The organism is Sphingobacterium athyrii, from assembly GCF_003071065.1.
Taxonomy (GTDB): Bacteria; Bacteroidota; Bacteroidia; order Sphingobacteriales; family Sphingobacteriaceae; genus Sphingobacterium; species Sphingobacterium athyrii.
Genome location: NZ_QCXX01000007.1, coordinates 323,718 through 338,635, shown reverse-complemented (window position 1 = coordinate 338,635; position 14,918 = coordinate 323,718). Strand labels below are relative to the sequence as shown.

Genomic DNA, 14,918 nt, shown 5'->3' with positions numbered 1-14,918 from the left:
AATAGACAATAATATGTTATTTCAAAACGTCCAGCAATTTAAACATTTGGCTGCGCATATTTGCCCCTGATCCCGAATAATTATTGACCAATAATGTATAGGTAAAAGACTGTCCATTTTTAGCGGTGTGTACGCCGGTATAGCCTAAGGCACCAGCAATTGTTCCGCTTTTCATCTTCATCTCATTGTAGGTCGGCAAACTTTCGTAGAATACGGGATACCAGTTTTGCTTTTGCGCATACTGCATAATTTTGTTCATGGCCAGGGTCGTAACTCTATTCTGTGGCGAAAGCCCTGAGCCGTCCACACTATTGATCTCGCCTGGTTTGATCCCTAACTTGGCATTCCAGTATTTCTGGATGTAATTGGCCCCATCATCCGTTCCCGTTTTTCCAGCAGTAGTATAGGCAATAGCTTTTAATAGGGCTTCCCCATAGAGGTTGATGCTTTTTTGGTTAAACCAATAAACAATTTTATCCATGGTAGGGGACAGGTGCACATCCAGTGTTTGTTTCTGGGATACGTCTATTGAATCCATCTTCACACCTGTTGCGGGAGGTTGGATAGCAATAATGCCCTGTTTGTTGAGTCCTTCATTCAATTGAAAGGCTAGATCATATGCAGGGTCCGGGGAAGCGAGTTCGATGGTCTTCTTTAAATCCTGCCCATAGGTACCACGAACGAATATTTTAGTGGAATACGGGGCTGCATAGGCATAGACATTGTCACCGCTTCCAGCTTTGCCTGTTGTGGTTTCGTTGATAACCTGCAAGTAGGGAACCTGAACCGTGTAATTGACGATTTCAGCTTTTGCACCTACTTTGGCCGCCGGACTAAAATCAATTCCGAAAGCATTTTCATGCCAGTTAAGTGATGAAATGCCTGCGCCATAATAATTACCCATATCTGTCCAGATCCATCCCCCAGGGAGTTGATTGCCGTTATAGAGGCGATCATCGGCAATAACAGCTCCATTGATACTTCGTATTCCAGCATTTTGAATGGCCGTAATCCATTTGTTTAGCACAATAGCTGCTTTGGTCTCCGGATAACGGTCGCTCCCCAGTGTAGGGTCACCGGTGCCCGAAACAATGATATTTCCATTGAGGACCCCGTTTTCATCGATTGAACCTGTATAATATAAGGTCGTTTTAAACTGATAGTTCTTGCCCAGAAAATCCAATGCTGTAGCAGCTGTAATGACTTTCATCGTTGAAGCTGTAGCCAGCCCGATATTTTCGTTGGCAGCAAAAATGGTTTGACCTGTCTTTCCGTCAAATACTGTCAAAGAACTTATTGCGTTCTTCAGGCTTTCTTGGTTTTGAAATTGATTGAATGCTTCTTGGATCTTGGTTCTGATATCCTGAGCAAACAGGGAGCTTGTCACCGCGGTAAATGCATAGGTCGATAGTGTAATGGAATATATGGCGATTTTTTTCATCAACAAGTAATTTCTTTGAACATGAACTGTACGATTCTTTGATATTGTACCGTTGGTCCAATGTATGTATAATTTTAATTAGCGTATATACGCATTTAATCCGTTTGTTTTATTTGCCTTAAAGTTAGGCATTCGACCCTAAAAAATCCTAACTTGCATAAAATTGTATAGACGACATGAAGCATATCGAAAAATTAGCTGCTATTCGTGAGGCTATGAAGATTCAAGGAATCGATGGATATATTATCCCGTCATCAGATCCTCATATCAGTGAATATTTACCAGAACGTTACAAATGTATTGCCTGGGCCTCAGGTTTTACAGGGTCTGCAGGCACTTTGGCTATCACGCAAGATTTTGCTGGCCTTTGGACAGATTCCCGTTATTTTGTCCAAGCGGTGGAGCAATTGGAAGGAACAGGTTTTGAATTAGTTAAACTGAAAGTCCAGGCAGCGGCGGAATATGCGGATTGGTTAGGAGAGAAATTGAATGCAGGAGCAAAAGTTGCTTTTGATGGCAATCTGGCGTCACTTTTGGTGGCTCAGTCTGTCAAAAATGCATTGGAGCCTCTAGATATTCAGGTGGATGGTCATATCGATTTGTTATCTGATTTATGGGAGGGCAGACCGGACTTACCAAGGGAGCAGGCTTACCTGTTGCCAGAAAGTACTACAGGGCAATCTACTGTTGCGAAGATTGAGGCTGTTCGGGCTGAAATGAAGAAAAATCGTGCCGATGCACATTTAATATCTTCTCTGGATGATCTCGCCTGGTTACTTAATATCCGTGGCCAGGATGTACCCTGCAATCCTGTTGTTTTAGGGTTCGTATTGATTACAGCGGATACAGCAACACTCTACATTGAGCCGTCGAAGTTGAGCACCGAAACAATTGCTGAACTAAAAGGCTATGGTGTGGAAATAGCTGCATACGAAAGCATCTATCAAACGATTGAAACATTATCGGCAAAGGCCATCTTAATTGACCCGAAACGTACTTGCTTTGCTGTATTTGACAGCGTGCCTGATAGCATTAAAATCGTAGAAAAAATAAATCCTTCTACGACCTTAAAAGCAATTAAGAATAAAGTTGAAATTGAAAATAACAGGCATACTTTTGTAAAAGACGGTGTTGCACTTACGAAGTTTTTTAAATGGTTGGAAGAAAATGTCGGCAGTGAAGAGCTTTCGGAGTTATCGATCGCTGATAAGCTGCGCGGATTCCGTGAGGACCAAGACGGATTTGTGGATGTTTCTTTCACCACAATTGCAGGATATCTAGATCATGGTGCATTGCCACATTATTCAGCGAATGAGAAATCCAATTATACATTACGCCCAAAGGGCTTGTTGTTGGTGGACTCTGGTGGTCAATACAAAACAGGAACAACAGATATTACACGGGTTGTTTCACTGGGAGGTCTTACACAGGAGGAAAAAGAAGATTATACATTGGTGCTGAAAGGTACGATAGAGGGGTCGCAGGCAATTTTTCCTGCAGGCACTCGTGGATATCAAATCGATGCTATTACCCGCCGCCCATTGTGGGAAACATTGCGCAATTATGGTCATGGCACAGGGCATGGTGTTGGATTTTTCCTGAATGTGCATGAAGGGCCGCAGACATTTAATGCTGCCGCAATAGATGTTGCTGTTGAACCGGGTATGATTACCTCCATTGAACCTGGTCTTTACCGTGTTGGTAAACACGGCATCCGAATCGAGAATTTGGTATTGACGCGTAAAGCGGGTTCTTCGGAATTCGGTGATTTCTTGGATTTTGAGACATTGACAATATGTTATATTGCGACAGACTTGATTGAGAAATCCCTGTTGGAAAAAAGGCATCTTTCTTGGCTGAATAATTACAATCAATGGGTATTTGATCAGTTATCAACACATCTTTCAAGTGAAGAAAAGAACTGGCTTGCAGAGAAATGTAAGGCAATCTAACAATGCAGACAAAAAAAGGAAATAAGCATCCGTATTTTAACTGATGTCTATTTCCTTTTTTGCCTCTAAAGAACAGGCTAATTGTTGTCGGTCTTCCCACTATTCCTTTTCATCAATGATAGGTATGGCATTCTGTTGAATGCTTTTATCCAACATTCTGGAGATGAAGCGATCATCTTTAATGGGGCGCTCTCAGAATTTCATATAATAATTCTTTGCCAAAAGGTTTCAAAATAAAACCACTTATAAAAGGATAATTTGCCAATTGTTCCTGGTCGCTCTGGCTGGTGGAAGAGCTTATGATAAAGATCTTGGTCTGATTGATAAAATCGGTTTTATCCTCTAAAACGTCCATCAGTTCCCAACCTGTCATAAAGGGCATGCTGATATCAACAAACAGTACGGCTGGTCCGGATGATGCATTGATGTCATGCGATTCCATAAAATCCAGTGCGTCCAATGCATTTTTGAAAGGGTAAAATTCAATTGGATAATCCGAAAATCCCTGTAGCATGTAGCCAAAAATAGTGCGTAAGATCGCATTGTCATCTATGAGGATGATTTTTCTATTGTTTTCCTGATTCATTATTTTCTTTCTAAAAATTTGACGGAAAAGATACTTCCTTCGTTCGGTTTACTTTGGACATCTATTTTACCGCCCAATGATTCTACCTGATACCGGGTAAGAAATAAACCAATGCCTTTGCTCTCAAACCCGCGATGGAAAATCTTTTTAAACATGAAGAGCTGAGATTTATATTTAGGTAGATTGATGCCTAATCCATTATCCTTGACGGTCAATAATGTTCCATTTTTCTCTAGGGAAGTCCTAATTTCAATACATGGCGCTTTATCGCTCGCTGTAAACCGAAGTGAGTTGCTGATGAGATTGCCAAGGATACTTTCCAGATAAATTTTTGGATAGTGGATATTGGTCACATTGAATTCGACAGAAATTACGGCATTCTTTTGCTGTATTTCTCCAATATACTGCTGTTTTACCTTATAAAATACTTGGAGAAAATCACAGTCTTCAAATACGAGCGATTTATTCGACCTCAATTCGAGTATCTCACCCAAGTCGTGTAACGTTTCGGTAAGTTGCTCCGTGCTGATCTTCAAAAGGTCCAGAAAATCAGCCTTTACCTTTTCATCTGTTGAGACTTTAAGCTCATCGATGAGCATCGGCATATTACTCAACGGTCCTTTTAAGTTATGTGCAAGGATATTCGTAAATTCTTCCAGTTGTCTGACTTTGGTTTCGAGGTCCATTTTAACCAGATCAGATTCTATTTTTTGCCGCTTTAATATTTCGATATTTTTCTTTGATTCAGAAATATCCTGAACCTGAACGATCAAAAATAGGGGGGCATTGGCATTATCAAAGACTGCTGCAATTGTCACTGAACACCACACATAATGACCGAGTTTGTGTCGGTAACGTTTTTGTACGGTAAACGTTTCAATTTCACCACGAATAAGTTGTCTCCTGAGCCCGATGTCACGTTCGACGTCATCTGGATGGGCGTTGTGTGAGAATTTCATTGTCGACAACTCTTCCTGTGTGTACCCCAGGATCTTGGTTAATGTATGGTTGGATTCAATACAATAACCATCTAGATTTGTCAAAGCAATGCCTAAACCAGAGAAATGGAAGGCCTGATTGAATTTATGTTCGTTAAATCGGATTTTTTCGGTTGATTCAATCTGCTTTGTAATATCGGAGACAACCAATGCGATCCGGTTTTGTGATCGATGAATAGGTTTGATCTGTAGACTATACCATTTGTCTTTATGCTGTTCGGAAGGAGACTGAAACTCCATTTTAAATTCCCTGTTTAACTGTAGAGATTTCTGGATCAGTTGAATCGTTGGTATAGCCAGGTCTGCCGGGAAAAGTTCGGTCAGGCTTTTGTTTAAAAATTCCTCCGGTGGGTAGAATAGTAAACCGGGGTCATTGGTCCAATAGTTTTTAAACACTCCGGTATCGGTTACTTCAAAGACAAGATCGTTGAGGGAGGCAACCAGCAGTTGCAACTGCTGTTGTTTATCTTTCAGGGCATGGTTCTGATTGATAACTTTTGAAATATCGATGAAAGATACCAGAAGGCCGGACTTACTTTCTTCGGAGAACCGGCTGATATGGAAAACAAACCATTTAAACGTACCCCCTGTTGCGATTCCTAAGATTATTTCTTTGTCGTAAGGATTGTTTTTAAGCGCGATTTGAAAGGGAGTCTGTTCTGCTGTAAGAGGCGATGCGTCCTCAGATGAATAGAATGTAGTCAACTGATGTAATTTCTTGCCTTTCGCTTCAATATTGTCTAACGCTAAAAGCTCACATGCGCGTTCATTGAGATGTAGAATGGTGCCGTCTTCCAAAGTTGTAATCAATCCCTCCAATCCCGAACGTTGTGTTTGAGCGGAAGGTGTAGATAAAGAGTTCTGTTCCAGATGCATTAACCAACAATATTTAGGATCATTTTACTCATGTATAAAGATAGGAGATTTATCTGTTCTTTATTTACAAAATTGGTAACATTTGCTGCGAAATAATAAAAAAATATTAAACTAGGCAACTTATATACAAAAAGGCATTATGCATATAGTTACTTTAATATAACAAAAACCTTTGGGAAATAGTCAAAGGTTTTTGCTGATTTTTTAACATCGTTTTCTGCGAAGGAATTTAATTTTTTGTTTTTTCCAGCCACAACCAATTAAACCAGAGTGGAAGCTGTTGTTGGGATTTGTAGGTCAAAATATATTTTCCGGGTTTATCAAATTTGAACGTCCCGATGCGTTTTTCTACAAATTCCTCGGTGTAGTTATTTTCATTTGGCTCGACAACCATTTTTTTGTTCGGACCAAAACTTCCTTTTAGTTGTTGACTGGCAACGTTAATTTCGAATGGAATAGGCTCTTTGTTCGGATTGTGGGCTGAAAAGTCGATTGTATAGCTCCCTGCTTCGGGGATAGTTACTTCCCAGTCGATCTTTGTGTTTCCTGTGAGTATGGCATGGGTTGGATTTTTACCGTTATAGCGCACGATTTTTAGGTCATCCTTCAGGCTATTGGTTGATTTTAATGAAAAGCCGCCGAAGGTGGATTCAGGGACTGTATTTTTGTCCAGTTCTAAAGGTCCGTCAAAGGTCAGTTTTACCTCTGAAACATAATGATCCGGTTGGTCCGCCGGTAGGTCAACATGGATTAGACTCAGGCTCTGATCATAATTTAAAGGTGTTGAAGTATTACCTTTCATTAGCGATACATTGGATGGTTTGGATTGAATTCCTGTAATGCGTAGCTTATGATCCAGCGGCCAGTTAAATACATGCGCATAGACAACGGTTTTATGCTGTTCGGTTTTGGTGGTCAAGTAACCCCAGTCAAAATGGTTGTTTTTTAAAGAAAGACCAGTGCTGCCATAGATCCCTTGGCCATAGGTATTTAACCAGGAGCCTACATCATGTAGACGGCTTACGCTTTCATAAGGAACAGTTCCGTCGGCGCGAGGGCCAATATTCAGGGTAAACCCGCCGTTGAGACTGACGTTTGAGATCAGTGACTGGAAAATCTGGCTGGTTGATTTCCATTCGTTTTCCTGACCATTATAACCCCAGGAGTGGGCGATGGTACCGGGTGTTTCCCAAGGATGTGCAATAAAGTTGCTCCCGAACTGGTTGTCACCCAGAGTTTCGAAATCTACATTTTCGGCATCTGTAGGAAGGCCGAGACGCGAGTTGATCAAGCAATTTGGCTGTAGTTCACGGATCAGCCTGACTACTTGGAGCAGTTGTTCTTTTTTAATGATGGATTTTTGATAGGGGATCCACATATCAAACCAGATTAATGAAATATCGCCGTAGTTGCTCATGAGTTCACGGAGCTGGGGGATTACTTTTTCTTGCCAGTATTGGTTGTACTGTGGATCCGTAACATGCCCGGAGAGTTCCTGTTGATGGTTCCAGCCATAAGGATGTTCCCAATCGATCCAATGTGAGTAGTAGAAGCCGAGCTTCATCCCATGTTTTTTACATGCTGCTGCGATTTCTTTAATCGCATCGCGGTTAGCACCGCTGAGTTTAGGTAAACTGTAAGTGCCTACTTTGGTATCCCAAAGTGCTACACCATCATGATGTTTGGTGGTGATGATGATGTATTTCATTCCGGCCTCTTTAGCGAGGAGCACCCATTGTTCAGGATCTATTTTGCTCCAGTCAAAGCGTTTGGCCAAGTTTCCATATTCTTCCTTTGATACCCGGTTGCGGTAGCGCAGCCATTCCGCATAGTTGTTCATATAACGGAGGGGTTCACCTTTCCATATTCCTTCCGCAGCGCTGTATAGCCCCCAGTGAATAAACATGCCAAAACGGGCATCTTTAAACCAGTCTGCCTTTCGGTCGTCCTGAGCAAGAAGTCTTATTGATGTGCTGAGAATTAGTAAAGATAAGAACGCGATTCTTCTGAGTTGTGGTATCATACAGGTTGTTGTCTTTTTTGATAACAAGATAAGTAAAAAAATAGATATGCTAAATCGAGTTTTAAAGGAAGGAGGAATAAATCATCAGTGTTTTGATATCTTTTTAAACATAAAATCCCCTGATTTTTACAATCAGAGGATTTTATGTTTAGTAATGAAATCGTCTTGGATATTTCGGGTATTGTGATCGGATTTTTCGATCAGTAAATTGATATTTTTTAGTTCAGCTTATAAGCCATCAGAATCTTTTTGAATATTTCCGTGTTGTTGTATACACCTATAAAATTCTGGGCACCGGGACCATAAGCAAAGACTGGAACCATAATGTTGGTATGATCGTCACTGCTAAAATTTCCTCTGACTGTACCCTTTCTATAATTGGCGTCTAATAAGGATAAACCGCCAGTTTCGTGGTCTGCGGTCACGATGACTAGGGTTTCACCATCTTGGTCCGCAAACTTTAATGCTTCGCCCACAAGTCTGTCAAAATCATGTTGTTCTGTGACAACATAAGATAGGTCATTTGCATGGCCGCCGTAATCGATTTGTGCACCCTCAGCCATAATAAAGAAACCCTGCTTATCTTTAGATAGCAGCTGTATGGTTTTTTGAAGTGAGGTTTTTAACATGTCTCCTCGTCCGTCAAGTACTTTCCTGGTTGCCGAGTCTGCCAAGAGTACCAGTTGTTTGCCCGAAGTGGCTTTTTCGAATTCACTCAATGTGGTCTTTAGCTGGTAGCCTTTTTCATTCAATTGCTGGATCAGTTTTCCGTTCTTATTATTTAGAAAACTTTCCCGGCGGGAGCCTACTAAGATATCGACATGGCTGTTTAGGAAGTCTGCAGCAATTTCTTGAGACATTGTCCTGTCGATTTGATGTGCATAAAATGCTGCTGGTGTCGCATCGGTAATGTCTCCAGAGCTAATGATGCCACTTTTGATTCCATAGGTGGCCAAGGTATCGGGAATTGAGGCAATTAATTTACCATGCTCATCCACAGCAATATAGCGGTTGTTGGTTTTATGCCCAGTTGCTAAAGCCGTTCCGCCGGCTGCGGAGTCTGTAAAATCAGAGTTTGATGCTTCGGTGCGGGAAAAACCAATATGCCGCATGTTAATGATATTGGATTGACCGAAATTGGCGCTTAGCCCAGCTTGGATTTGTGCTAATCCCATTCCATCTCCAATCAGCAAAATAACATTTTTTATGTTGGTTGTGGCACCATCACTTTTGTAGGTTGGTATGTAAGGAGTATATGCTTGTGGATTACTGTATTCGACTTTGGCATTATTTAGGTAAAAATTTTTTAATGCCGTTGGATGATCCGTATTGATCCAATCTACGCCCATGTGCGCCAATTCTTTCCAGCTGTTTGGGCTATCTTTTGTAGCCCAAAAACGAAAAGGTTTCCCCATTTTATGTGCCTTGTCAATGACAGTTTTCATTTTTTCGAGATCAGGCGGAGTAGGTGTTCCCTTTCCGTTCCACACCGAATAGTGAGCAATATTCTGACTAATCATTCCGATGTGCTTTAGCTGCTCTGGCGTATAATCTTCCTCGGGTCTGCCGTCAAAGTAGATAAATTGTGGATAACGATTGAATTTTTCGACCGGTGGAATATTACCACTGACCACGATTTTAATTGCCGATGGATTTTTCTGCTGATCAAATACAGCTTCATACCCTTTCAGATTTTCCAACAGTGTAGAAAGCACCAGTTCGTAATTTTCCTTAATATCGATCACCAATTGCAATGTTTGATTAGGATCGGCGTAAGGGCGGTTACCATTTGCTTTGAAAAAGGCAATCAAGGGCTCTATATAAAGTCTCTTTAAGGTTTTCCCAGGTTTGATTTCACCACTCTCGTGTGCGACGTAGAGTTCTCCATTGCGATAGAAGACATCAGCTTCGATAGATCCCATGCCGGCGTAGTAGGCCTCCGACAATGGGATTTGCTGTTTGTAATCGTTATGGCTATGTCCCGCATTAGCAGTCAGTTTCTGCTGAGCAGAAACTGACTGAATACTTAGACTGACAAATAAATACCAAATTAACTTACTGCCTTTTACCATCCTGCATTTTGTTTGATTACACCTATGCTGTTGTCAATCTCACGTTGCGGTACCGCCCACACATCATGTACCTGTGGATTGAAGGTTCTGGCTGGCCAGATAATCGTGCCATCGAAATCATGTAAGGGTTTGGCATAAGTGGCTTGCGCGTCCCCCCATCTGACGAGATCGCGGTGACGGTCTGCCCATTCACCTGCAAGCTCATTTCTGCGTTCGCGCTTTAAATCTACCAATGTCATTCCACTTTTTGGTAATAAACCGGCCCTTTTTCTGATTTTATTCAATTCGGTATCACCGGCACCGGATCCATTTAAATTTATGGCTGCTTCGGCTTTAATCAGAAGTACTTCTGCATAACGCATCAATGGAACATTTAAATCTGTTGTCCCATTATCTCCATTTGGGTTGACATGTGTCGGAATAGGATCTTTGTATGAAAAGGGTTCCATGTACTTCTTGAATTGATAGTTGGATGTCGCACCGCCATCTTTTGTAAAGGTACGCTCGGCTCCGAAGAACTGGAATTTGTCGCCGGGTTTTAAGATCGTTGCTTCACGACGTAAGTCACCCGTTTCGAATGAATCGTATAATTCTTTGGTCGGTAGATAGTATCCCCATCCATTGTAAATTCCCCAAGCTTTATTGGTCAACATAACCCCCGGAAGTTTACTTCCCCAACCCGTACCACCACCATTTGGTGTACAAACCACTGACCAGATGTATTCTTTGGACCAGTTGTTAGCTGCTTTAAACACATCGACAAAGGCTGGTACCAAATCATGTTTGCCTGAATTAATTACCATATCCGCATATTTTACGGCATTTGTATAGTCCTTTTTGTATAAATAGACTTTTGACAGATAAGACCAAGCAGCAGTTTTGTGTCCTTTGCCATAATCAGACGAGTTCATGTCTGAAAAATAAGGTAGATTTTCAGCTGCTTTTAAAAATAAAGAGATGATGTAGTCGTAATTTTCATTAACATTATTGGCCCGTGGAACTGGTACAGTAGCATCTGTTTCTGGTGTGACAATTGGTACACCAGCCTTGTCGTTTCCATAGTTTGCTGCCAGTTGGAAATAAACTAAGCCTGCATTGAAATAAGCATCACCGATAATTTGCTTTTTCCGATTTTCATCCATTGTGATTCGCGGAACATTGGTAATAATATCGTTTGCTCGCTTTATAATTGCATAACGCATGCTCCATTGCGTTTCTGTATAACCACCCCCAATGTAGCTTCGATTAAAATTTTTAATGTTGTCTGCTTCAGGTTTATTGCGTCCTGTGACCATATCGTCACTTGCATTGATAAACCAGAACATTCCTCGGCCATAGTAATCTTCTTCGTTGTATTTTTCGTACATACCGGCCTCTGCCTTGATGGCATCTTGCTCTGTTTTCCAAAAATTCTGTGAAGAGGGTGCACCTTCAGGTGAAATATCCAATTGTTTCGTACACGATGCAAAGAGCGCTGTAGCTGCTAATGCGACGTATTTTATATTCGTTTTCATCGTTTGCTTATTTTCTTTTTTAATGATTGATAAGGAGCTTAACCAAATTGCTATAGAATGAACTATACCCCCTTTCGCTCCTGTTGGCATTATTTTAAGATTAAAAATTGACATTTAGACCGAAGATGAAGCTTCTGGCTTGTGGGTAACGACCCACGTCAAGTCCGTTGTTATCCATACCGATCTCCGGGTCAAACCCTGTATATTTTGTGAATGTGAACAAGTTGTTTGTGGTGGCATAGACTCTCACGTTCCCGAGCTTAAATTTATCCGCTAAAGATTTTGGAAGAGTGTAGCCCAACGTAACGTTACGGATGCGAAGAAAGGAACCATTTTCGATATAGAAATCTGAAGCATTGAAGTTACCATTAGCGTCCGAACTCGAAATAATCGGAACTTTTCCATTCGGGTTTTCTGGCGACCAAGCATCAAGAATGCCTTCTAATTTATTGTAAGAGGGGCCACTGGCGCTATAGGTTGTTCTCTTGACAGCATTGAACAGCTTGTTGCCTTGTACACCCTGAGCAAAAATATTGAAATCGAAATTTTTGTAATTTGCATTAAAACTCAGACCATAAGAGAAATCTGGATAGGCGCTACCTGCATAATAGCGATCTTCAGGACCAATGGAGCCATTGCCATCGATATCCACAAATTTGAAATCCCCGGCTTTTGCATTGGGCTGAATTTTTTGTCCATTGGCATTTTTGTAGTTATCAGCTTCTGCCTGACTTTGAAAGATTCCATCTGTTTTTAATACATAATAGCTGTAAAGTGGTTGGCCCACGGTAATTGTCAGCGGCGCCAATTCATTTCTAAAATTGGTGCCTACAGCAATATTGTTTAGGCCGGGCGCCAATTCTTCAACATTGTTGGTTAATTTAGTTAAGGTAGCATTGATGGAGTACGAAAAGTCCTTATTTTTCGCGCTGCTATAGGTTAGTCCAAGTTCAATGCCTTTATCTTTTACCAATCCACCGTTAATGGTTTGTGTGCTCAAACCCGCTGTTCCCGGAAGTGGTTTGGTCAGGATCATATTATTTGTCTCCTTAATAAAATAATCCGCTACTAAACTCAATCCATTCAAAATGCCGAGATCCAAGCCTATGTTGGTTTGTTTACTTTCGGCCCATCGCATATCCAGATTTGGTAAAACGTTCTGTGCATAGCCATTTTGTAGCTTGGGGTTTTCGCCAAAATAGGCATCTGCGCGAATAAGAAGAGGGTTTACATCCAGTGGATTTAGATTGGCGAGACCACCCAATTTACCATAGCTACCCCGTATCTTAAGTTCATTCAGCCATTCGACAGATTTCAAAAAATCTTCTTTATGCAGGGCCCATCCGGCAGATGTAGAATAATAGTATCGCGTTCTATTTTCTTTCATGGGAATGATAGATGAACCATCCCTTCGGCCAATTAAGGATATTAGGTATTTTTCATCGTAGTTATAATTCGCCCGTAAGAAAAGCGACGAAAGAGCTGTTGCTCCGTATCCGCTTTCCGACGGTTGTATTGTATTGGCGTTATTTAGGTACCTGTATTGTTTGGATTCGTCATCGAATCCTGTGCCTGACGCATACAAAGAAGTGCTTTTGGTTTTTTGAAATGTATAACCACCTGTCAAATCCAGCTGATGAACACCAAATTTGTTTTTGTAACTCAGGACTTGCTCCGCAAGGATGTCATTGATGTCATTCGCTCTTTCTACAAGGCTATTACTCATCACAGGTTTGCCAATTTCAGGACGTTTTGGCGTAAAGCTTTTGTATCTGGAATTGGATTTGGTAATACTTAAATTCGATCGGAATGTTAATCCTTCTGCAAGTTGAATATTTGCATAAGGATTGATGACGAGTACATTGACGGGATTGTTGATGTCGATACGCTTTAATTCAGCCACTGGGTTAATGATATCGCCATAATCACCCGGAAAAGGTCCAGGTAGGCCTGCAAAACTGCCATCGGGATTATAAGGCGTCCCATTGGTTGGGTAATAAATTGCGGAGAGAAGCGCTCCAGTGTAGTCGCTACTCGTATTTGCACCGTTTCCATTGGTGCTGCTATAGGACATATTTTCACCTACTTTCAGCCAAGGGGTAATTTGATGTTCTGAGTTTATCCTGAAATTATAACGTTGTGTTTTGGTGTTGAGTACAATACCTTCCGCATTGCGGTAATTGAAACTCAGATAAAAATTGGATTTTTCATTTCCACCATTGATAGCTGCGTTGTAGTCCTGTAAAGTTGCATTTCTAAAGACCTCATCCATCCAGTTGGTTTTTGTTACAAGTCCATCGGGATACTTGGTCGGGTCGAAGGCAGGCAAGATGGTCGTGCCTCCATTTTTTGCCGCAGTCGCTGCCACTTCGGCACGTTGTTGGGCATTTAGAGGTTTTAGTTTGCGCCATGCACTTTGTTGGCCGATTTTGGCGTCAACACTGATTTGCATTTGCCCTTTCTTACCTTTTTTTGTTGTGATCAGAACTACACCACCTGAAGCCCTTGCACCATAGATTGCAGCAGAGGCATCCTTTAACACTGAAATAGACTCGATGTCGTTGGGATTTAATTGTGGGGTACCTAAGAAAATTGAGCCATCAATAACATACAATACATTTTCGCCATTGATACCCCCGGCGCCCCTAATATTTATACGTGGCGGTGAAGTTGGATCACCACCTTCGTTGGTCACAATCACTCCGGGAGATTTTCCTGCGAGCACTTCGCCAACACTGTTTACTGACCGTGAGGATAATTTATCAAGTGATACCACACTTACAGCACCAGTTAAAGTCTCTTTTTTCTGTGTTCCGTAACCAACAACGACAACTTCAGATAATGTCGAACGTTCCTCACTTAAGGTTACATTAATAACTTCATTGTCGCCCACAACCACCTCTTTTGAGCGGAAACCAATCATGGAAAACGAAAGTACCGCCTGTGACCCTGCTTCGATACGGAAAGAACCTTTGGCGTCAGTCGTTGTACCAACTTGGGTTCCGACTACTTTTACAGATACACCAGCAATAGCGGCACCTAAGGTATCTCTGACAATACCAGTAACGATGCTTTGTGCTTTGCTGTTGGCTTGCGTAGTAAGTATGACGTGGCCGTCTTTTTCTAATGCGCTGATACCAAGTTTGTTTAATAGGGATCGTACAGACTCCGTTTTAAAATTTCCACTGACAGCAGTATTGCGTTCTTGCAGAAGATCGGGATTGTAAACAAAACTTAGCCCCGAAAGGTACTCCATTTTATGCAGGATCTCTTTAAGTTGCTGTCCCTTGCTTATTTTAATGTTTATTCTACTTTTATCCAATCTTTGAGCCATTCCTGGAGATGCCATCAGAGAACTGCAGAATATGGACGTAATTGAAAATGTTAAGCACGGATACTTCAGGATCCGATAAAAAGAGAGTTCTCTTTTGAGTGGAGGTGTTTTCATTTTTTTGT

At 41.4% G+C, this 14,918-nt stretch carries 8 protein-coding genes; 1 reads left to right on the top strand and 7 read right to left on the bottom strand.

The genetic code is table 11. From position 1 onward, the window contains the following. Nucleotides 1-16: 16 nt before the first annotated feature. Nucleotides 17-1,441 carry a D-alanyl-D-alanine carboxypeptidase/D-alanyl-D-alanine endopeptidase gene (gene dacB, locus DCO56_RS22910; protein ID WP_108636046.1) on the bottom strand — a complete coding sequence of 475 codons (1,425 nt, stop codon included), beginning with the start codon at nucleotides 1,439-1,441 and terminating at the stop codon, nucleotides 17-19. Between the two features lie 176 nt (nucleotides 1,442-1,617). On the opposite strand from dacB, the gene DCO56_RS22905 reads away from it, so the two are divergent. Next, nucleotides 1,618-3,393, top strand: a complete 1,776-nt coding sequence (locus DCO56_RS22905) for an aminopeptidase P family protein (RefSeq protein ID WP_108636045.1) — start codon at nucleotides 1,618-1,620, stop codon at nucleotides 3,391-3,393. A gap of 178 nt (nucleotides 3,394-3,571) precedes the next feature. On the opposite strand, the gene DCO56_RS22900 is transcribed toward DCO56_RS22905, so the two are convergent. The 6 genes from DCO56_RS22900 to DCO56_RS22875 form a co-directional block, all read right to left on the bottom strand. Beyond that, nucleotides 3,572-3,979 (bottom strand): response regulator, encoded by a 408-nt coding sequence (locus DCO56_RS22900; RefSeq protein ID WP_108636044.1) that lies wholly within the window; start codon nucleotides 3,977-3,979, stop codon nucleotides 3,572-3,574. Further along, nucleotides 3,979-5,853 carry a PAS domain S-box protein gene (locus DCO56_RS22895; RefSeq protein ID WP_108636043.1) on the bottom strand — a complete coding sequence of 625 codons (1,875 nt, stop codon included), beginning with the start codon at nucleotides 5,851-5,853 and terminating at the stop codon, nucleotides 3,979-3,981. The genes DCO56_RS22900 and DCO56_RS22895 overlap by 1 nt, the downstream gene beginning before the upstream one ends. Before the next feature lie 229 nt (nucleotides 5,854-6,082). Next, the gene (locus DCO56_RS22890; protein ID WP_108636042.1) at nucleotides 6,083-7,876 is read right to left on the bottom strand and encodes an alpha-L-fucosidase; all 1,794 of its coding nucleotides are present in this window, start codon (nucleotides 7,874-7,876) and stop codon (nucleotides 6,083-6,085) included. 218 nt (nucleotides 7,877-8,094) lie between these two features. Further along, nucleotides 8,095-9,948 carry an alkaline phosphatase gene (locus DCO56_RS22885; RefSeq protein WP_108636041.1) on the bottom strand — a complete coding sequence of 618 codons (1,854 nt, stop codon included), beginning with the start codon at nucleotides 9,946-9,948 and terminating at the stop codon, nucleotides 8,095-8,097. Continuing rightward, entirely contained in the window at nucleotides 9,942-11,462 is a 1,521-nt protein-coding gene (locus tag DCO56_RS22880) for a RagB/SusD family nutrient uptake outer membrane protein (RefSeq protein WP_108636116.1), read from the bottom strand. Before DCO56_RS22880 ends, DCO56_RS22885 begins: the two co-directional genes overlap by 7 nt. Before the next feature lie 100 nt (nucleotides 11,463-11,562). Next, a complete protein-coding gene (locus DCO56_RS22875) occupies nucleotides 11,563-14,910 on the bottom strand; it encodes a SusC/RagA family TonB-linked outer membrane protein (protein ID WP_245935902.1) in 3,348 nt (1,115 codons plus the stop codon). Between the last annotated feature and the right edge of the window lie 8 nt (nucleotides 14,911-14,918).